Genomic DNA, 18,657 nt, shown 5'->3' with positions numbered 1-18,657 from the left:
GCATGGCTGAATTCACCGATCGACTGCGCCCTCTGCTGCTCGGCGCACTGCTGTGCGGCGGCGGCGCGCTGGCGGCAACGCCGCTGGGCGTGATCGAAGGCACCACCGGCACCGTCAGCTTTCACGGCGGTCTGCTCAGCTCTCCCTGCAGCCTGACGCCGGACAGCCGGGATCAGTCCGTCGATCTGGGCGACGTCAGCGCACGCGACTTCCGCAACGCCGGCGATCGCAGCGCGCCGGTGCGTTTTCGTCTCTCGTTCCGCAATTGCCTGCTGGGCGCGCGCGCGCTGGCGGATAACCCGGCCGGCCCGCGCAACGGCGATGCCGGCCGCCTCTACCTGCAGGGTGAGCAGGCCGCCACGCTGGTGTTTCTCGGCGAAAGCGACGTCGACAACCCGTCACTGCTGAAGCTGAACGGCGGCGTACAGGGCATCGGCCTGCGGCTGCAAGACCAGCAGGGCCAGGCGCTGGAGCTGAATCAGCGCAGCCGCCCCTACATTCTGCAGCCCGGCAGCAACACCCTGTGGTTCAGCGCCAGCGTGGAATCCACCCAGCGGGCGGTGATGGCGGCCGGGTTCGCCGCCGTGGCGCACATTCAGGTGATTTACCTGTGAGGCTCGAGAACGCAATGAAAACTCAACTGACCAAACTCTGCCTGCCGCTGGCGATCGCGCTGGCGGCCCCCGCCGCCTGGGCCAACGGCTATGTCACGCCGGACGGCGGGCCGAAACAGTTCTATATCGATCTGAATGAAAGCAACATCACCAACCAGGTGGGGTTCACCAAACTGTTTCCCTATGATCTGGGCGGCACCTATACCGGCAAGGTGTATTGCGATACCCCTATCCCCACCAGCCCGCACTTTTACAAGTCGGATTCGGCGTTGCCCCCCTCCGACTACGGCAACGGCTATTTAAAGCTGAATGACTTTTTGGATTTAAAAGCCGAGGTGTGGATCGCCGGCAACAAGAACGCCTACGTCACCGTGCCTTTTTACAACGAATCGAATTTGCTGAGCCAACACCGCTGCCAGCCGCCGTACTTGCAGGTCAACAACTACGGCAGCGGCTCCAAAGGCAAGATCACCTTCCGGGTGCGCAAAAAAATCATTAACGGCGTTGAGATTAACGATCGGCAGATTATCGAGATGTACGGCCGCCTCGGCTCGACCGACGGCGGTTTCGGCCCCAACCCGATGGCGCAGGTGTTTATCCAGTCCGCAATCCTCTACGTGCCCGATAAATGCGTGGTGAACGAAGGCCAGTTGATCAACGTGGAGTTCGGCGAGATCGGCGGCAGCGATCTCAACGGCTCGAACTACCCGCAAAGCATTCCGGTGCGCTTCCAGTGCGAGGGCGGCAGCTTCGAGGACGGCACGCTGAATATCAAGCTGGCGGTGTCGGGCACGGCGGCCTCCTTCAGCAACGAGGTATTCAAAACCGACAAGAACGATCTCGGCATCCGGCTGACGCATAACGGCCAGTTGGTTATCCCGAATGAGTTTTACCCGGTGCCGAACATCGGCAACGGCGGCTCCTGGAACCTGGTGGCGGCGCCGTTCGCCAACGGCGGCGCAGAGATCGGCGAAGGGGAATTCAATGCATCGGCCACCATCGTGGCGGCATTCCAGTAACCGAGGGAGGAACGGAAAATGCGTCTACGCGCTTTAGCGCTGCTGAGCTGCGCGCCCTGCTGGTTTGCCGCCATGCCGGCGGCGGCGAACACCGAGCTTATCGGCGCGCCGGTGCAGTTCCACGGCACCGTGGTGAGCCGCCCGTGCAATATCGAACCGCAGTCCGCCGATCAGCTGGTGGAGATGGGCACGGTGATCGTCAAAACCCTGTACCGCTACGGCCACACCACGCCGGTGCCATTCAGCATCAAGCTGACCGACTGCAAGACCACGGTGTTCAAATCCGTCAGCGTGACCTTCAGCGGCGCCGAAGACGGAGAGCTGCCGGGCAAGCTGGCGATCAACAACGGCGCGAACGGCGCCGCCATCGCCCTGTTCGATCATCAGGGTGCGGACATCTCTCTGAATAAGGCCACCAGCGCCGTCGCGTTACAAAACGGCCCCAACAACCTGAACTTCACCGCCTACGTACAAGGGCGGCCGAGCGCGATTCAGAACCAAAGCATTACCGAAGGCGAATTCACGTCCGTCGCCAATTTTGTGCTGGCGTACCAATAAGCCCCGCACCGCCCCAGGGAAATCAGGAAAACGCCCGGCGCGCTATCGCCGGCAATGGGCCGTCACCGTTCGCTCCGGCGCGGTGCCGCGGCCTTTTAAGGAGCCACCCATGCCAGATATTCGCTTCACGCTGTTCGACAGCGATAACTTCTACCAGCAGGGGCTGCGTCTGCTGCTGCAGGATTATCTGCACTCCCTGAACGAATGCCAGCGCCTGTACCCGCAGTTCTCGCCGCTGGCGCTGCAGGCGTTGGATAACATCGAAATCGTGTTCCGCACGCCGGAAGAGCGCTGGGGCTGCGCCTGCTGTTACCAGAGCCCCTACGGCATCCCGCGCCAGCGGCAGCTGACTCTGCTGATCCTCGACGACACGACCCAGCAACAGGTGAAAAACCTGCCGCCGCTGTTCAGCATCCATCGGCGCGATTCGGCCTACGCCATCCGCCTCAAGTTGCAGATGGCGCTGGAGAAATTTATCCAGCATCCGTGGATGGCGCTGCACGCCGCCGGCATGTGGAAATGCCAGGCCTGCCGCATCGCCGCGCTCAGCCACTGCGAAAAAAAGGTGTTGGGGTTGATGAGCAGCGGCATGTCCGCCTGCAGCATCGCCGGCCTGCTGCAGCGCAGCCAGAAAACCATCAGCGCCCATAAGCGCTCGGCGATGCGCAAGCTGAACGTGCGTAAAAACAGCGAGTTGAATAAAGTGCTGCTGAATCAGCGCGGGCTGAGTTGACCAGCCCGCCCACTCAATAATAATTGATGTTAAAGGTCACGGTCGCGTCGGCGGCACCCGGCGTGACCGTGGGCTCGGTTTGGATATAGCGGGCTTTTAACGGAATAGTAAAAGACGTGGGCGTTGCAGGAGAAAGCGGCACGGTGATTGCCCGCGAGAACTGTACGCTCTGAGGTAAAGAGGCTCCATATCCCAACTGAATGCCTACGCCGCCGGCGCTGCCGCTGCCTTCTTTCACGCCCATGACGCCATTGACGTCATCGATCACCGACGTGTTGGGCGTCAACGAAAGCGTCAGACTGTTGCCGGTCGCGCCGCTAATGCTGCCAGTACCGTCATCCGAATACTGGGCCTCGGCCGTGCCGTAAAACCTCGGGCAATCCATCAGGCGGATCGAGGCGTCTTTCCATTCGGTTACGCTGCCTTTTCCGGTGAAATGTCGCCCCATGTCATATTTCCCCATGGCGACGAAAACATCGGGCGTGGTGCAGGTTTTCGCTTCCACGTTGATAGCGCCGGTAAAGCACAGCCGCATCGCCGTAAAGGGGGCTGCGGTCGGTCCCACCCGCGTCATCAGGCAGGGCAGAGCGGCGCCGGTGACGGTACCGGGTTGCACGTCGCCAGTCTTGATTAAGCGGATACGATACTTGAACAGGTTATTCGCCCAGCCATTATCCTCTTTCACTAACGTACCGTTGGAAATATACGGCAGCGTGAAAGTATCCAACGAGTGATTATCGATAAATACGCCCACCCCCGGCAAGCCGGTTTCATACACTTTGCCGAATTTCGCCGAGCTCCACCCCGATAACGGGTACGGAGGCGTTTCATAATCCATCACCAGCGAGACGAACGTCTGCGGCGTATCGCATTTAACCCATACTGTGCCGAATGAGGGATTAAAGTTTTGCGTATAGATCACTGAGCCAACCGGCACATCTGCGCCAATACTGATATTGCCGGTCACCAAAGGCGCATTGACCGTCAGATCGTTCTTGATACTCGACTTATCGCTGTAATAACAGTCGGCCCACGCCGATTGAGCCAGCAACAGCGCCAACAAGGCGATGCCGCGCCAAATAACCTGGCGGTTTTTTTGTGTCATCTCATTCTCTCCCGCGCGTTGAAACGCGCCGCTGCAGCCGTGCCCGGCGGCGTTCTCAAGCCAAAAATAGATCTCATCGTTCTGCGCCAACGCCGCTGCGACACGGCGCGCTAAAGCGCTGCAACACCGGCCGACCGCCTTTCTGCTGCGGCATCAGCACATAATTCAAGTCGCACTGCGCATTGCGATCCGCCCCCCAGCGCACCCGCAAACCGCCTCTGTCCTGAGCGACGCGCGCATAAACCAGCCCGCCCTGCCCCACGGCGCCAACCACGGCGCCGCTTTCGTCGAGCACTTCGGCGCCGAAAGGCGCCGGCACGCCCGCAGACCCGGTGTCGATCAATACCGGCATGCCTTTACGGGCGTTATATTTCACTTTCACCAACGCGCCAGAATAAGGCGCGACCTTGCGCGTCGTCTCTTCCAGCTCGACGTCGGACGCTGCGCCTTTGGGATCCAGGCTAATTTCATTCAGCTGGTAGGGGGTTAAATAAGGCACCAACGCATAACCGCGCGCATCGACAGCGACGCCCGGGTAGGTGGAAACTCCGGCGCCTTCGGCGCCTTTCGCTTCCACCAGAGCGAACGTTTCCGAACCGTAAGAACTGAACGATACGCCGCCGGCATGCCCCACTACGGTGCCGCTGAGCCCGGCGGAGCCGCTGCGATAGCCTTTGCCCGCGCTGTAAGCGCCGCTGAGCAGCGCCCTCTGGCTGCGATACTGAGCGTTCAACGAGCCGCTGCCGCCATTGCGGTTGGCGTTCATCGCACTCAGGCCATAGCTGAACTGATTGGCAGCGCCGAGATTGCCGGAAATCATCGCCTGCTGGCTCCTCGCCCCGTTGCTGTCATGCGCCAGGCCCAGGCGCAGCTGCGGCGCGCCCGCCTTGTCGCGCCGCCCCAATGGCAGGCTGATATTCAGCAAAAAGCTATTTTGCGCCTTGCCGTTACTCGTCTTGCTGCGCGCCGCGCTCAGGCCATAGGCGACCGACCGATAGCCGTTGCTGTAGCCCAACTGATACTGCTTATCACGCCCGTACCCGTTCCAATAATCCTGCAGCGAGCCGCTGACATAAAGTTGCCCCCATCCCGACGCCAGCCCTTGGGCAACAGAGAAGGTCAGACGATTCTTGGCACGCGGAACGGCGTTATCCCCCTCACCCGGAGCCATGCGCTCACGCGTCTGCATGGCGGTCATGAAATCCATATAGCCTGAGGTGGAAAACCGATAGGCGGCCAGCGAAAGACTGCTGTTGGTTTCGTTGACGGTTTTGCTGTAGCTGAGCCGATAGCTCTGCCCGCTTTGCCGTCGCTCGCGGCTCAGGCGGCTGTCGCTTTGGGTCACGTCGATCCCCACCGCACCCAACGACGTGCCGACGGCCGTCCCTAATTGTACGGCCCGATAATCGGCCGCGGCCTGCAGGCCACCGTAGGCAGTGAGCGCATTGGATAAACCACGCTGGTAGGTCGCCTGATACAGCCAGGGCTTTTCCCGCAGGCTGTCACTGTCGGCCTTGCCAAGCACCGCTTCATAACGATCGGCCCCCGGTCGCAGCAGCTGAGTGACCGCCGCATAGGGCACGGTGAAGACACTCTGCGCGCCATCGGCTTCGCGCACCGTAACCTCCAGATCGCCGCCGTAGCCGGTGGGATACAGATCGTCGATCAGGAATGCCCCCGGCGTTACCGTGGTTTGATAAATGATCTGCCCACCTTGCCGCACGGTCACCTGGGCGTTGCTTCTGGCGATGCCGCGGATTTCCGGCGCATAGCCGCGCTGCGATTCCGGCAGCATGCGCTCATCGCTGGCCAGCTGCACGCCGTTAAACGCCAGCGTATCGAACAGTTGACCGGTGGTGTTCGCCTGGCCGATCACACCTCTGCCCTTCAGCAGCGGAATATCGCGCTGCAGGAAGGTGTTGATGCTGTCGTATTGCGAAGTGCCGTTTTGCATCCAGCTATACGTGCCGTTATGCCGCAGATACCAAGCGCCCAGGTTGGCGCCGCCGGACAAACCGGCGTAAAAAGATTGGTAGTCCACGCCGCGCGACGAGCTGGTATAGCCGTTCAGGTTGTAATTCAGAAACAGAGCCGCGACGCCGCTGTCCCACTGTACCGGATCAACGCTGCCGCGCGCGGTTTTACGCATATAAATCTGCGGTATCACAATATCCAGCCGCTGCTCGCCGCTATCAAAGTTCATCTGCGCGTCGGGGATTTGCCGCGGCAGATCGAAGCATGCCTCTCCCTGCGCCAGTGGCGCCAGCGCCGCTTTCGGCAACGCGGCCTCGTTAAACGCGATCGCCTTGACGATGTCCGACGTCAGGCAGGGATACAGGCTGCCATCGGCGCGCGTTTTGAATTCAATTTCTCTATTGGTTGTGGCTTCTTCATTGATATACAGCGCCACCCGATGTTTTCCGATCAACCCCGCCGCCCCGCGTGCAAAGCGTGACAAATCGACATGCTCGCGATTACCCATATTCAGAAATGACGGATCGAATTCGACGTTTTCGGCCCAGGCTGAGCCGCTTAATGCGCCGAGCACGCACAGCGCCGCCGGCGTTAAACGCCACGCGCCATGGCGGCCCGCGCGCGCAAAGCTAAAATATCCGCTCATGTTATTTTCCCCGTCACGCCCGGCCGATATTCGCCCCATTAATGACTTCGCTCGCGCTTACTTAACCAAAGCAATGAATTTATTGACGGCGCCGTAGTCATTGACGAATTCGACGCTTAACGATTTTCCCGCTGCAGCGCTGACGCCTTTAAATTCCAACGCGGATCGCGGCGCGATCATTTGCCCCTCAGTTTCCTTGCCGTTGGCAGCAAGGCTGACCAGCGACACAAAATACGGCGTCGGGTTAGTCGCCTTGACGCCGCCCGGCGTCACGGACCAGCTCAACTGCTTTGCCGCCTCATTGGCGTCACCGCTCAGTCCATCCGGACGGAAAAACAACTTGATGCGCGAACGGAAGGCCATTTGCAGCAGGCTTTCATCGCCTTTAAGCTGCTTTTTGGCCGGGATCTCCAGCACGTTAAGCCAGTAAACGCTCTCTTTATCCGCCGGCAACGGTGCACCGGTGTAACTCAGACGCAATGTCTGCCCCTTGCCTGCATCAATGCGGTTAATCGGCGGCGTCAAAATAAAAGGCACATTGATATTTTCTGGTTTTTTATTCGGATCGCCGTCATCAATCCAGCTTTGAATTAATACCGGCGATTTGCCCACATTATTTAATCTCACCGTAGTTTCTTTATCTGACGAAGAGTAAATAACCCGCGTACCGTTAATCACTACGCTGGCGGAAGCCATCATGGGAAAAGAGGCAAGCACGGCCAAAAAAAACGCGCACGAAAAAAAGCGAGCTTTATTGCTCATAATCATCACTCCAGTAATTTTGATAAATACAGGGGGGAGCCCCCCTGTAAAATGGTTATTTGTACTGCAGGGAATACACCACATTACTCACTACCGAACCGGCGCTTGCTGCGCCCATGGCATAATATTCAACCGTATACGGTAACGTGGCCATACCGGTAGAAGCGATAGTGTGATAGGTAGCATTCGTTATTTGACTTGGGCTGCCGGCCACGATCGGATTGAATGATCCCGAACCTTCACGCAATTGCAGCGCGACATTCTTCGCCGAGCCGGTGAGGTTATGCAGACGCCCGCTGGAGTCCACCCCTGGGCCGGCCTCAAAGTAAGCGGCCACCGTTTTCAGGGAGCCCTGGCAGTTATTCAGTTTCAGCTCAAACGCCGTGCGGCCGGCGGTCCAACTCATCACGCTCAGTTGATCCTGAGTGACGACAGGCAGCGTGATGTTGCCATCGGCTGCCTGCCCGTTGACTCTCACATCGCAAGTCATCGCGGAAACGGCGCCGCTAAAGTTAATCGTCCCGTTGCTGGCCGCTTGCGCCTGGCCGACCAAGCCAGACAGGCCGAGTAAGGTAAACACTATTGCGGAGGACTTTTTCATATAGACTCCTGATTATTTTATCAATAACGCATTCTATTACCTTTTATTTCCATGAATAACGCCAAGCAGGAACGATAATATTGATATGCGCGCTTTTATTTTACGCTTTTAAATACAATCACTCGTAGAATAAAGGCGTAACGACTGGGTTATTAAGGGTATACCCCGCCCCCTTCACATTAACGATGAAGTCATGCGGCAAACCTATCACATCGAGCCTTAATCTGAGCTCTTTAATGGTTTGCCAGAGTTTTTGGCTGGATGACGAGTAACTGTTGTCATCCCACACCTGTTGCAATATTTCCGCTTTGGTGAATTTCCGACCGTCGCCATGGTGTTGTAATAAAAAAACCAGTAAGCTCACCATGGCATCATTTAATGTCACCGCGCTAAAGTGCACCCATTTTTCCGGCGCCAGAGAATTGATTCTCACCAATCGCTTGTTGGCGATGTCCAGTTGAATGTCGTGATCTATAATAAAACCGAAGAGATGGCGTTCCATCATTAAGATTCCCTGAAAGAATAAAAAAATAAAACTGCATCATTTAAATTCATAATGTCTTTATGTCATTATAAATTCAGAAAAGTCTTGGGCAATCCCTTAAAATTGATCAGTTGCCATTCAATATTACGAGAACCATGAGAAGTTAGTCTCAAGAAGCGCCTGACAACCGATATATTCCACTGCCGTCATCTTCACACAGTGCAATAAATCATGATTATCATTAGATTTTAATCATGAGTCTTAAATCCCGCATTTCAAAAAAAATCAGATATAAATTCCAAAAACACGAAAAGCATAGCCTGCTATTTATATCTTCATCGTACCTCCCACCAAAACACTGCCTCAGACTGTTTTCCTTCCGTCCTTAAAAAGGCAACCCTCTCATCATGGAATTAATATTTATGATAGAAAAAGCCATTCAGATAACGCAGAGACATGATACACAAACCCCGAAGAAAAAAGTTTTATATATTGAAATTATCTTTAAATTTAAAATAAAAACCTACAAAAAAACATAAAATAGGTTTTTGTAAATTTAAATTAGAAAGGAAATAGAACAAACAGAATATAAGACTAATGGGATTAGTTGATTTTAATAAAAAATATATCCCAGATACCAAATCGCCGATTTTAGCTTGGGGAAATTTCGCGAAACGCGTGTACAGCCGCAGAGTTGCGCAACCTTAGGCATTCCACTACGCAGTGTAACAATGCATGCTACCTTCACCATTAGCCCCACACGCCATCAATCAATTCACAACAGATATAGCATGCCTCTGATTGACGCCTGAAAGCCATCACCAAACATTTTGGTGATGAGGTTTATTTCAAATTCGCCGATAAGCAACATTGCATTATGTAACCCCGTTATAGAAGCCTGGTAATAGCGCTAAAATAATGAAGCGCATACAATACCGGGTAAAATGTTCTCGCGGCCATCCCCCAAACACGACAACGCGGATTCGCGCTCCTTTTTTCAATCTGGTACGGCGCATTAGCGAACACAGTAAGAGTGGTTTACGCTGAATACTCATTTTCGCACTGCAAAGCGAGCCGGAATCCATGCCCAGAACAGCCAAAGTCGTTGACGTCCCAGCCCTCGGCGAGATTGACCGCCAGGCGGGGCAGCTAAGCCACCAACTGGCGCAGGCCCTGCGCCGGGCCATCCACAAAGGCGATCTGAAAGCGGGCGATCTGCTGCCTTCGACGCGCCGGCTGTCGGCGGCGCTGGATCTGGCGCGCGGCACGGTATTGGAAGCCTTTGCTCAGCTGACGGCGGAAGGCTTTCTCGAACCGCAGCCCGGCTCCGGCACCCGGGTCGCCCACTATCAGGCGCCGCGCCGCACGCCGCACGCCACGGCGCAGGCGAGTTCAGCGGTAGCGGTTCCGCTTTCTTCACAGGCGCAGCATCTGGCGCGCTTTGCCACGCAGGCGCGGGCGCTGCCGCCGGTGCCGTTCACTGTGTCAGTGCCAATCGGCGATACCGCGCCCGACGATATCTGGCGGCGGCTCGGCAACCGCATCCGCGCCCGCGGCCCCGGCGCGCCGTCGGGCTACGGCGATCCGCTGGGCGCGCTGCCGCTGCGCGAAGCCATCTGCGACTATGTGCGCCGTTCCCGCTCGGTAAACTGCACGCCGCAGCAAATCCTCATCACCTCCGGCACCCAACAGGGACTGTATTTGGCCGCGCAGATCCTGTTGGACGCCGGCGACAGCGCCTGGGTCGAAGATCCTGCCTACGCCGGCATTACCGCCATTTTCGATAGCCTGTTCCGCGATCGGCGCATGATTAGGGTGCCCGTCGCCGACGACGGCATCGACGTCGCCGCCGGTGTGCGCCTGGCCGCCGACGCCCGCGCCGCCTTTGTCACGCCGTCGCATCAGTATCCGCTGGGCATGCCGATGAGCATGGCGAAAAGAAGCGCCCTGCTGGCCTGGGCCAGAGAGCGGCAGGCTTGGATCGTGGAAGACGATTACGACAGCGAGATGCGCTACGCCGGCCACCCGTTCCCTTCGCTGCAGGGGCTGGCGCCCGAGCGGACGCTCTATCTCGGCACCTTCAGCAAGGTGTTGTTCCCGTCGCTGCGGCTGGGTTACGCCATCGTGCCGCCGCCGCTGGTCGACGCCTTTTGCGGCGCCAGGATCCTGATGGATCGCCATCCACCCAGCGCGGATCAACACGTGCTGGCCGCCTTTATCACCGAAGGGTATCTCGACCGGCATATCCGCAAAATGCGCGGCGTCTACGCCGAGAAGCGTCGGGTGCTGATCGCGGCGATCAACACGCATATTCCCGCTGAACTGGCGGTAGTGCAGCCCTGCGATCAGGGCATGCACATGGTGCTGTGGCTGAGAAAAGATCTCGACGACGTGCGGATCGCCCTGCAGGCCAACGAAGCCGGGTTGGCGCTGCGGGCGGTGTCGCCGATGTATGCGCCCGGCCACGGTGAGCCGGGCCTGGTGCTGGGGTTGGGCGGTTACGCCGACCGCCAGGTGCAACAGGCGGTGGAACGGCTCGGACGGGTGATCCTGGCTTGCGCCGGCAGCGGCGCCTAGCGGGAAAAGCGCTTGGCGCCGAACACGCAAACCACCACGCCGGCCATCACGGCGATCATCATCGGCTGGACGGTCTCATGCAGCAGCCAGCCCGCCAGCGCCAGGCCGAAGAACGGCTGCAGCAGCTGCAGCTGCCCGACGGCGGCGATGCCGCCCTGCGCCAGGCCGCGATACCAGAAAATAAACCCAATCCACATGCTGAACACCGAGACGTAAACCAGCGACAGCCAGGCAGCGCCGCTGACCACGGGCCAGGCGGCCGGTGCCACCAGCCAGGTGGCCGCCAGCGTCAACGGCAACGCCACCACCAGCGCCCAGGAGATCGCCTGCCAGCCGCCGATCCGGCGCGACAGCACCGCCCCTTCGGCATAGCCCAGGCCGCACAGCAACACCGCCCCGACCATCAGCGCATCCCCTTGCCAGGCGCCGCCGCTCCCCTGGCTCAACGCGAAAGCGCCCACCAGCACGGCGCCGACGCCTGAAAAAGCCCAAAAAGCGGGCTTGGGCCGCTCTCCGCCGCGCAAAACGCCAAAACCGGCGGTCGCCAGCGGCAGCAGGCCGATATACACCAGCGAATGCGCCGACGTGGTGTGCTGCAGCGCCAGCGCCGTCAGCAGCGGAAAACCGATGACTACGCCAAGCGCCACAAACAGCAGCGGCGGCAAATCCGCCCGCGTCGGCCGCGCCTGCCGGGTGATCAGCAGCGCGCACAGGGCCAGCAAAGCGGCGATCGCCGCCCTGACCGCCGTCAGAAACAGCGGATCGAGCTCCAGCACCGCCACCCGGGTGGCGGGCAACGAGCCGCTGAAGATCATCATGCCAAGAAAACCGTTCATCCAGCCCTGGGCCGAATGCCCGGCGGCGGGATGTGCAGGGGTAACAACGAGAGTTTTTGCAGACTGACTGTCCGTCATGTGAACGCTCCGCACGCCTGAGGCATACCGAAATCGGCAACCCGCGAGGCGATGTCATAGTGAAAGAGAACATCGTTGCCCGGCGTCGCTTGCCGGGGCTGCGTTCTATTTTTCAGATAAAACGGTTCACAGACAGGACCAGATAGCGAGATTTTCACTGTGCCGGTTAGCAAAGCGCGCCGCTAACGCCAAAGAAGGGCGTTTTTCGGGCTGTCCTTGGCCGTTTGGCGGCCCTGCCTGCGGGGTATCATGGACTTTTATGCGTTTTTGCAGAACAGGACAAGGTGCGGCGCCGTGGTGAAACCCTTCTTACGCAGTGGCAGTTTGGATGATGTGCTGGCTTTAGGCGAGAACGGGCAACCGGTCTACGCCTGCGCGCAGCAGCTGCGGGAAACCCTGCGCCTTCGCCGGCAGCAGCAGGCCGCCGACTGTCTGGCGATCCCCCAGCCGAACGAAAGCGGCACCCGCATCGACTGGTATGCGCCCTTTCCCGGCAAAGTCACCTCCTGGCTGGCGGCGAGCGATGCCCAGCGCGCGCAGGCGGTACGGCACCTGGAACACAGCCTGACGACCTTCCGCAGCCTGACGGAACAGGCCCTGGCGACCGATCACCCCAGCCATCGCCTGTTCGGCGCGCTGCTGGCCAAAGCGATGCACATACCCGACCCCAACCACGTTTACCTGGTGGACGATCGACCGGTGCTGACCTTCTGGGGCTTTATCAAGCCGCAGGCGCAGAGCCCGAACGATCCGTTGGCCTGCCTGCGCCCGATCGACGCAGAGATGAAAGTCGAAGTGGAAAAACCGGCGCCGATCGCTGCCGCTCCGCGCAAACCGGTCGTTGTCGAACCGGTAAAACCAGCCCCGGCCGCCGAGCCCGAACCGGCGCCCGCCCCGGCGGCGTTCGTCGAATCCCCTGCCGCTCGCCGGCGCCACGCTCTCTGGCTGTTGCCCGTTCTGTTGCTTGGCAGTGCGGCGCTGGCCGCCTGGCTGCACCGCTCACCGCCGCCGCAACCGGCGATGCCGGCTGAGGTACGGCATCCGGCGCCGCCGAAAAAAACCGCCGCGCCGTTGCCCAAGCTGCGCTTGCCGCTGGCGCACGCGACGCTGATGCCGCCGCCCCCGGCGCCGGCCATCCCGCAACCGCTGGACAAAAATGCGCTGGTGCTGCCGCCCGAGGCGGTGAAGGCCGGTTCCACCCGTTTCCTTAACGGCAAATGGCGCGCCACGGTAGCGCTGAAAGACCCGATTACCGGCAAGCGCCCCGGCCTGCAATACCGTCTGAACGGCGGCAAGGGCAGCGCTGTCATCGCCTACGGCGACGGCGTCAGCTGCCGGGTGGCGGTTGAAGCCGGGCTGATGCAGTCCGGCAATCTGGTGATCAACAGCCGCACCAAGGCGCGCTGCAGCGACGGCAGCCGCTACCAGATCCCGGAGATCGTCTGCCGCCAGGGCGAAACCGGCGCGGCAGAGTGCACCGGCCGCTACGATGCGGACACCACCTATCCCATGACGTTCAAGCGCGAGAGTAAATGATGCTGGCACCCCTTACGGACTACAAACACGGCATTACGCTGATCCAGGACAGCGGCATTCAGTTTCTGGACTTTGCCTTGACCCCGCGGCTGGACGCCGAGTTTCCCGGCAAATTCGTGCGCAAGACCGCCAGCGGCCCGCTGCTGCGCCTGCAATGGGAGGCCGAGAGCGGCAAATACCAGTTGCCGGCCGTGGGCGACCAGGCCGCCGAAGTGGTGCGGCCGGAGTTCAGCTACCCGCTGCAGCAGTCGCTGCGCCTGCTGGATAAGCTCTGGCTGCCGCTGCCCTTCTTGCGCCACACCCCGGCGGGCCTGTTTTTGTCGGGCCCGGACAACTGGGCGCGCCTGCAGGTGGTGCAGCTGGATGAACCGGATCAGGACGGCAACCTGCTGCGCGTGGTGCTGGCCTTCGACACTCGCGCCGCCGCGCCCGGCCAGGAGGCGCTGGCGCCGGGCGAAAGCGATCTCGGCGCCGATCTGAGCTTCGCGCTGGCGCACCGCAACCACGAGCTGGGCGAATTTCTCGATCTGACCTGGGTGGACGGCTGGCTGCGCGAGGCGTTCAGCCAGCGCGCCGCCGAGCGGGAGCAGCGCGCCGAAGTGGAGATCAACGCCGGGCTGAAAACCTTCGAGTATCAGGCGCACTACCTCAACCTGTTGCACATGCTCGGCCACCAGCTGGCGGTGCCGCAGATAAAAATGGTGGCGGCGACGCTGCAGCAACCGGCGATCGACGTCGATCTGGTGCTGGACGTCGGCAACTCGCACACCTGCGGCGTGCTGGTCGAAGACCACCCGGAAGAGAGCAACGGCCTGAAGCAAACCTACGAGCTGCAGCTGCGTTCGCTGTCTGAACCGCACCGCGTCTACAACGAGCTGTTCGAGAGCCGGGTGGAGTTTTCTCAGGCCAGCTTCGGCAAGCCGCATCTGTCGTTCCAGAGCGGGCGCGACGACGCCTTCCAGTGGCCGTCCATCACCCGCGTCGGCCGCGAAGCCGCGCAGCTGGCGCAGCGGCGAACGGGCCATGAAGGCACCACCGGCATTTCCAGCCCGCGCCGCTACCTGTGGGACGAGGAGCGCTATGCGCCCGGCTGGCGCTTCAACGAGCGGCACGAGCCGATGGCCGCCGCCGCGCCGTTGACCACCCTGATCAACGACGAAGGCGTGCCGCTGTCCGCCCTGCCGACGGCGCAACGGCTGCCGGTGTTCGCCGCCCATTACAGCCGCAGCGCGGTGATGACATTGATGCTGAGCGAGCTGCTGGCGCAGGCGCTGATGCAGATCAACAGCATCGCCCAGCGCAGCCGCATGCCGAACGCCGCCGCGCCGCGCCGTTTGCGCACCATCATTCTGACGCTGCCTTCGGCGATGCCGAAACCGGAGCGCGAGATTTTCCGCCGCCGCATGCAGGAGGCGATCGGGCTGGTGTGGAAGGCCCTCGGCTGGCACCCGCAGGATGCGCCGTTCGACGGCGCGCACGCCCGCTTCCCGGCGCCGCAGGTACAGATGGAGTGGGACGAGGCCACCTGCGGTCAGATGGTCTATCTGTACAACGAAACCCAGGTGAACTTCGCCGGCCGCACCGACGCCTTTTTCGCCGCCATGGCCCGGCCCGACCGGCCGTTGGCGCCGGGTGAGCAGGCGGGAAAAACGCTGCGTATCGCCTCCATCGACATCGGCGGGGGCACCACGGATCTGGCGATCACGCACTATTCGCTCGACGACGGCGTGGGCAACAACATCAAAATCAACCCGCGCCTGCTGTTCCGCGAGGGCTTTAAAGTCGCCGGCGACGATATCCTGCTGGACGCCATCCAGCAGTTTATCCTGCCCGCCGTGCAGCAGGCATTCGAAACCGCCGGCGTGAGCGCCGCCCCGGCGCTGATGGACAGGCTGTTCGGCAACGAAGGGCGCATGGACGGGCTTTCCACCCTGCGTCAGCAGGCCGCGCTGCAGATCTTCATGCCCGCCGGACGCGCGCTGCTCGGCGCCTATGAAGAATACGACCCGCTGGACAACCGGGCGGAAATCGCCGCCAGCCTGGGCGATCTGCTGCCGCAGCCGCCGACGCCGCAGGTGCTGGCGTTTATCAACGGCGAAGTGCAGCGCGAAGCCGACAGCAACGCCTTCGATATCCTGCACACCCCGCTGGTGATCCGCCTGGCCGATCTGCACGCCGCCTTCTTGTCCGATCGCATCGGCATCGGCCGCTGCCTGCGCCTGCTGGCCGAGGTGGTGGCGCTGTATACCTGCGACGTGCTGCTATTGACCGGCCGCCCGGCGCGTTTCCCCGGCGTGCAGGCGCTGCTGCGCCATCTGCAGCCGCTGCCCGCCAGCCGCATTCTGCCGCTTGAGGGCTACCACACCCGCAGCTGGTACCCGTTCAACAAACGCGGCCGCATCGACAACCCAAAATCCACCGCCGCCGTGGGCGCCATGCTGTGCCTGCTGGCGATCGACCTGCGGCTGGAGAGCTTTTACTTCAACGTCGGGGATTTCCAACCCTACTCCACCATTCGTTATCTGGGCATGCTGGACGGTAACAACATGCTGGCGGACGATAACGTCTATTACCGCGACATCGATCTGGATCGCGCCGATTTCGCGCTCGATCCCGCCGGCAGCTTCCAGCTGCGCGGTCCGCTGCGCCTGGGGTTCCGCCAGTTGGACAACGAACGCTGGCCGGCCTCGCCGCTCTATACGCTGACCATCAATGACGCCCAACTGGCGCGCAAACTGGCCGGCGATGCGGTGATCAGCCTGCGGCTGGCCATCACCGCCAGCGCCGAACAGGGCGCCGAGAGCGTCAAGATCGCGCAGGCGCTGCTGGCCGACGGCAGCCCCGTCCCGGCGCACCACCTGCAACTGAAACTCAATACCCTGGCTGCCAGCGCCTCCGGTGCGACCCACTACTGGATAGACAGCGGGAGCATTTACCCACGATGAACACACAAACCTTCGCCCCAGCGGCCCCGAATAACGCGCTCAGCGCCGGCATATTGCAGGCGATCGACTGGGTGGACGCCGCACGCCGGCAGTCCGCCCGTTTGGAACAGGAGGCGGATCGCCTGACGCTGCGCCTGCGCCGTTGCCATAACCGCGCCGCACGGTTGGAAAACGCATGCCCTGCGCAGGTCGCCATCGGTTTGTATGGCCACAACGCCGCCGCCAAGGCCCATCTGCTGGCGGCGCTGGCGCCCGGCGCGAAACGCTTCAACGCGGACCTTTCGCTTGCGGTGCGCTACTGCACGGCGGCCGAGGCGGGGCCCGCCGAGTATCCGATCGCCCTCGCCCTGCTCAATGAAGCGCAGTGGCTGGCCATCACGCTCGATGCCGCCGCGATGGGCGGCTTCCGGCTGGACTGGGACGCCCGCGCGATCGCCGGCCATCTGCAAACGTTGGCGCGCCACCGCCAAGCCATCGCCCCCGACGGCCTCAGCGACGGCGATGTGCTGGCGCTGTGGGATAGCCAACGCCGCCACGGCGACAAGGGGCAACAGACGCTGGACAGGCATTTCTGGCCGCAGGCCGTGGCGCTGGCGCCGCAGCTGAGCATCGACGATCGCGCGCGCCTGTTTGCGCCGCTGTGGGGAGAGGAACCGACGCTGACGACGCATTATCGCCAGCTGGCGCACGCGCTGCATGCCCTCGGTGACAGCCGGCAGGTTCACGCTCCGCGCCGCGCCTTGACGCTGCTGACTGCGAGCGCCGCACCGGAAGACACGGCAATCGTCGTGATGGCCGAACACGGCGGTGAACGGGAGATCGCGCTGAGCGATCTGGTCTGGTTGACCGCCGAAGTCACCACCGTTCTGCCGCAAACCGCGCAGGCGGGCCTGCCCGCCGACGTGGCGCTGATCGACCTGCCCGGCAGCTGCGCCCGCCCGCAGGCGGAACCGACGCAGCGGCTGCAACAGGCGAAACGCGCCCATTTGCTGGCCCGCTGCGCGGACGGCCTGCACGCCAACCTGCTGCTGGTGGCCGATGCCGCCGCCACGCCGCAGGACGCCGCGCGCATCGGCCAGGCGCTCGCCGGTTGGGTAGACCACACCCAGGGGGAAACCCCGGCGCTGCGCCAGCGCCACAAACCCGGTTTAATCTGGGCGATCACGCCGTTCGACCCACGCCAGGAAGGCAAACCGCGCCCTGACGACGCCGTTCAGCGCCAGGTCGGCGAACCCGGTGACAGCTGGGCCACACTGCTGGCGCTGGATGAGCAGGATTGCCGCCGCATGGTGAACTACCTGGCCGCACAGGCGCGCCCGGCCCACAAGCAAGCGCGCCTGCTCGAGCTGCGCGAAGAGTTGCAGCGCGAGCTGACGGAAAGCCTGCTCGGCAACTGGCTCACCGCCGCCGATCCATACGCGACTCAGCAACGCGCCCAACAGCTGCTGCGCGCGCTGCAGGCGCAGGCCGGCCGCCACGGCGAACTGCTGGAACGATTGTTGCCCCAGCGCGATACGCTGCGCCAGCTTTACCAGCAACAGCAGCACGCCGCGCCGACCCCGGCGACGCCTGCGCCGTTCGGGCTCGACATCGATCTGTTCGGCGCACCGGAAACCCCGGCGCCCGGCGAGCCCCCCACGTCACCCTTTGCCGCGCGGATATTCGCGGATTGGATCAACCATCTGCGCAGCCTGCCGGACAGCCGCCGGTTGCTGGATCTGCTCGGCGTCGACAAACCGCATCTCGAACTGCTGGTTGATGCGTTGATCGGCGCCGCCTGCCGCCAGCGGCTCGATGATGAGCTGGAGCGCGCGCTGTGCGCCGGCGGCCTGCCGGAACAGGGGGAAGATCGGCAGATCAGCCAGGCGCTGGCGCTGTTGGGCGACTTCGTCGCCTGGCTCGGCTTCCAGCGGCGCGATGCGGCAACGCGCCCCGAGAGCCGCGTCAATCCCGGCCAACCGATCTTTACCCCACCGCCGCAGCCGGCGGTGGACTGGAGCGGCCAGCAGCGGCTCACCCGGCTGGCGCCGACGCCAACCAAAAATACCGCATTTTATATCTATGACTGGCTGATCGGCCTGCAGACCCTGCTGGCGGAAAATGCCGCGCAGGCGCAGCCCGCGCTGGCAGACGAGCAACGCGCCGCACTGGCGGCGATCGTCGCCGCCCTGCGCGCTGTGTCATAGCGG

14 protein-coding genes are annotated in these 18,657 nt (G+C 61.7%); 8 read left to right on the top strand and 6 right to left on the bottom strand.

All coding sequences use genetic code 11. The annotated features are described in order from the left end of the window. Window positions 1–2: 2 nt before the first annotated feature. The 4 genes from ACJ8OK_RS20050 to ACJ8OK_RS20035 all read left to right on the top strand — a co-directional run bounded on the left by ACJ8OK_RS20050 (window position 3) and on the right by ACJ8OK_RS20035 (window position 2,924). On the top strand, window positions 3–614 hold the full coding sequence (locus tag ACJ8OK_RS20050) for a fimbrial protein (protein WP_004930909.1): 612 nt from the start codon (window positions 3–5) through the stop codon (window positions 612–614). Between the two features lie 14 nt (window positions 615–628). Further along, window positions 629–1,633 (top strand): fimbrial protein, encoded by a 1,005-nt coding sequence (locus tag ACJ8OK_RS20045; RefSeq protein WP_004930911.1) that lies wholly within the window; start codon window positions 629–631, stop codon window positions 1,631–1,633. Between the two features lie 18 nt (window positions 1,634–1,651). Next, on the top strand, window positions 1,652–2,191 hold the full coding sequence (locus ACJ8OK_RS20040; RefSeq protein ID WP_085337650.1) for a fimbrial protein: 540 nt from the start codon (window positions 1,652–1,654) through the stop codon (window positions 2,189–2,191). Window positions 2,192–2,300: 109 nt separating this feature from the next. Then, on the top strand, window positions 2,301–2,924 hold the full coding sequence (locus tag ACJ8OK_RS20035) for a LuxR C-terminal-related transcriptional regulator (protein WP_060557887.1): 624 nt from the start codon (window positions 2,301–2,303) through the stop codon (window positions 2,922–2,924). Between the two features lie 13 nt (window positions 2,925–2,937). Here the strand turns inward: ACJ8OK_RS20035 and ACJ8OK_RS20030 are convergent, their stop codons facing one another. The 5 genes from ACJ8OK_RS20030 to ACJ8OK_RS20010 all read right to left on the bottom strand — a co-directional run bounded on the left by ACJ8OK_RS20030 (window position 2,938) and on the right by ACJ8OK_RS20010 (window position 8,517). Next, on the bottom strand, window positions 2,938–4,029 hold the full coding sequence (locus ACJ8OK_RS20030) for a fimbrial protein (RefSeq protein ID WP_139806268.1): 1,092 nt from the start codon (window positions 4,027–4,029) through the stop codon (window positions 2,938–2,940). A gap of 73 nt (window positions 4,030–4,102) precedes the next feature. After that, the gene (locus ACJ8OK_RS20025; protein WP_442530888.1) at window positions 4,103–6,649 is read right to left on the bottom strand and encodes a fimbria/pilus outer membrane usher protein; all 2,547 of its coding nucleotides are present in this window, start codon (window positions 6,647–6,649) and stop codon (window positions 4,103–4,105) included. A 57-nt stretch (window positions 6,650–6,706) separates the two neighbouring features. After that, on the bottom strand, window positions 6,707–7,411 hold the full coding sequence (locus ACJ8OK_RS20020) for a fimbrial biogenesis chaperone (protein ID WP_033631872.1): 705 nt from the start codon (window positions 7,409–7,411) through the stop codon (window positions 6,707–6,709). A gap of 55 nt (window positions 7,412–7,466) precedes the next feature. Continuing rightward, window positions 7,467–8,012: a fimbrial protein gene (locus ACJ8OK_RS20015; protein WP_033631871.1), complete on the bottom strand. Its 546-nt coding sequence runs from the start codon at window positions 8,010–8,012 to the stop codon at window positions 7,467–7,469. Between the two features lie 118 nt (window positions 8,013–8,130). Beyond that, complete coding sequence (locus ACJ8OK_RS20010; protein ID WP_050501227.1) at window positions 8,131–8,517, bottom strand: winged helix-turn-helix domain-containing protein; 387 nt, start codon at window positions 8,515–8,517, stop codon at window positions 8,131–8,133. Between the two features lie 1,062 nt (window positions 8,518–9,579). Between ACJ8OK_RS20010 and pdxR the strand changes: the two genes are divergently transcribed. Further along, on the top strand, window positions 9,580–11,073 hold the full coding sequence (gene pdxR, locus ACJ8OK_RS20005) for a MocR-like pyridoxine biosynthesis transcription factor PdxR (protein ID WP_442530886.1): 1,494 nt from the start codon (window positions 9,580–9,582) through the stop codon (window positions 11,071–11,073). Here pdxR and ACJ8OK_RS20000 read toward each other — a convergent pair. Continuing rightward, window positions 11,070–11,987: a DMT family transporter gene (locus ACJ8OK_RS20000; protein ID WP_033631869.1), complete on the bottom strand. Its 918-nt coding sequence runs from the start codon at window positions 11,985–11,987 to the stop codon at window positions 11,070–11,072. The two genes, pdxR and ACJ8OK_RS20000, sit on opposite strands and share 4 nt — an antisense overlap. Before the next feature lie 294 nt (window positions 11,988–12,281). Here ACJ8OK_RS20000 and ACJ8OK_RS19995 point away from each other — a divergent pair, with 294 nt between their 5' ends. The 3 genes from ACJ8OK_RS19995 to ACJ8OK_RS19985 are packed head-to-tail and all read left to right on the top strand — an operon-like array spanning window position 12,282 to window position 18,654. Then, on the top strand, window positions 12,282–13,523 hold the full coding sequence (locus tag ACJ8OK_RS19995) for an SrfA family protein (RefSeq protein WP_033631868.1): 1,242 nt from the start codon (window positions 12,282–12,284) through the stop codon (window positions 13,521–13,523). After that, window positions 13,523–16,468 carry a virulence factor SrfB gene (locus ACJ8OK_RS19990; RefSeq protein ID WP_033633561.1) on the top strand — a complete coding sequence of 982 codons (2,946 nt, stop codon included), beginning with the start codon at window positions 13,523–13,525 and terminating at the stop codon, window positions 16,466–16,468. The genes ACJ8OK_RS19995 and ACJ8OK_RS19990 overlap by 1 nt, the downstream gene beginning before the upstream one ends. Beyond that, on the top strand, window positions 16,465–18,654 hold the full coding sequence (locus tag ACJ8OK_RS19985) for a virulence factor SrfC family protein (RefSeq protein ID WP_033631866.1): 2,190 nt from the start codon (window positions 16,465–16,467) through the stop codon (window positions 18,652–18,654). The genes ACJ8OK_RS19990 and ACJ8OK_RS19985 overlap by 4 nt, the downstream gene beginning before the upstream one ends. The last annotated feature ends 3 nt before the right edge of the window (window positions 18,655–18,657 follow it).

Origin of the sequence: Serratia sp. CY71090 (genome assembly GCF_052166845.1) — a bacterium.
Taxonomy (GTDB): Bacteria; Pseudomonadota; Gammaproteobacteria; order Enterobacterales; family Enterobacteriaceae; genus Serratia; species Serratia nematodiphila.
Note: the sequence above shows the minus strand (reverse complement) of the source record. Positions and strands in the feature narration are given on the sequence as shown.

What these genes read in the sequence shown, in the direction of transcription:
- ACJ8OK_RS20020 (WP_033631872.1), bottom strand. Translation starts at nt 7,411, where the DNA reads ATGAGCAATAAAGCTCGCTTTTTTTCGTGCGCGTTTTTTTTGGCCGTG.
- ACJ8OK_RS20025 (WP_442530888.1), bottom strand. Translation starts at nt 6,649, where the DNA reads ATGAGCGGATATTTTAGCTTTGCGCGCGCGGGCCGCCATGGCGCGTGG.
- ACJ8OK_RS20050 (WP_004930909.1), top strand. Translation starts at nt 3, where the DNA reads ATGGCTGAATTCACCGATCGACTGCGCCCTCTGCTGCTCGGCGCACTG.
- ACJ8OK_RS20000 (WP_033631869.1), bottom strand. Translation starts at nt 11,987, where the DNA reads ATGACGGACAGTCAGTCTGCAAAAACTCTCGTTGTTACCCCTGCACAT.
- ACJ8OK_RS20045 (WP_004930911.1), top strand. Translation starts at nt 629, where the DNA reads ATGAAAACTCAACTGACCAAACTCTGCCTGCCGCTGGCGATCGCGCTG.
- ACJ8OK_RS20030 (WP_139806268.1), bottom strand. Translation starts at nt 4,029, where the DNA reads ATGACACAAAAAAACCGCCAGGTTATTTGGCGCGGCATCGCCTTGTTG.
- ACJ8OK_RS20035 (WP_060557887.1), top strand. Translation starts at nt 2,301, where the DNA reads ATGCCAGATATTCGCTTCACGCTGTTCGACAGCGATAACTTCTACCAG.
- ACJ8OK_RS20010 (WP_050501227.1), bottom strand. Translation starts at nt 8,517, where the DNA reads ATGATGGAACGCCATCTCTTCGGTTTTATTATAGATCACGACATTCAA.
- ACJ8OK_RS19990 (WP_033633561.1), top strand. Translation starts at nt 13,523, where the DNA reads ATGCTGGCACCCCTTACGGACTACAAACACGGCATTACGCTGATCCAG.
- ACJ8OK_RS19985 (WP_033631866.1), top strand. Translation starts at nt 16,465, where the DNA reads ATGAACACACAAACCTTCGCCCCAGCGGCCCCGAATAACGCGCTCAGC.
- ACJ8OK_RS20015 (WP_033631871.1), bottom strand. Translation starts at nt 8,012, where the DNA reads ATGAAAAAGTCCTCCGCAATAGTGTTTACCTTACTCGGCCTGTCTGGC.
- ACJ8OK_RS20040 (WP_085337650.1), top strand. Translation starts at nt 1,652, where the DNA reads ATGCGTCTACGCGCTTTAGCGCTGCTGAGCTGCGCGCCCTGCTGGTTT.
- pdxR (WP_442530886.1), top strand. Translation starts at nt 9,580, where the DNA reads ATGCCCAGAACAGCCAAAGTCGTTGACGTCCCAGCCCTCGGCGAGATT.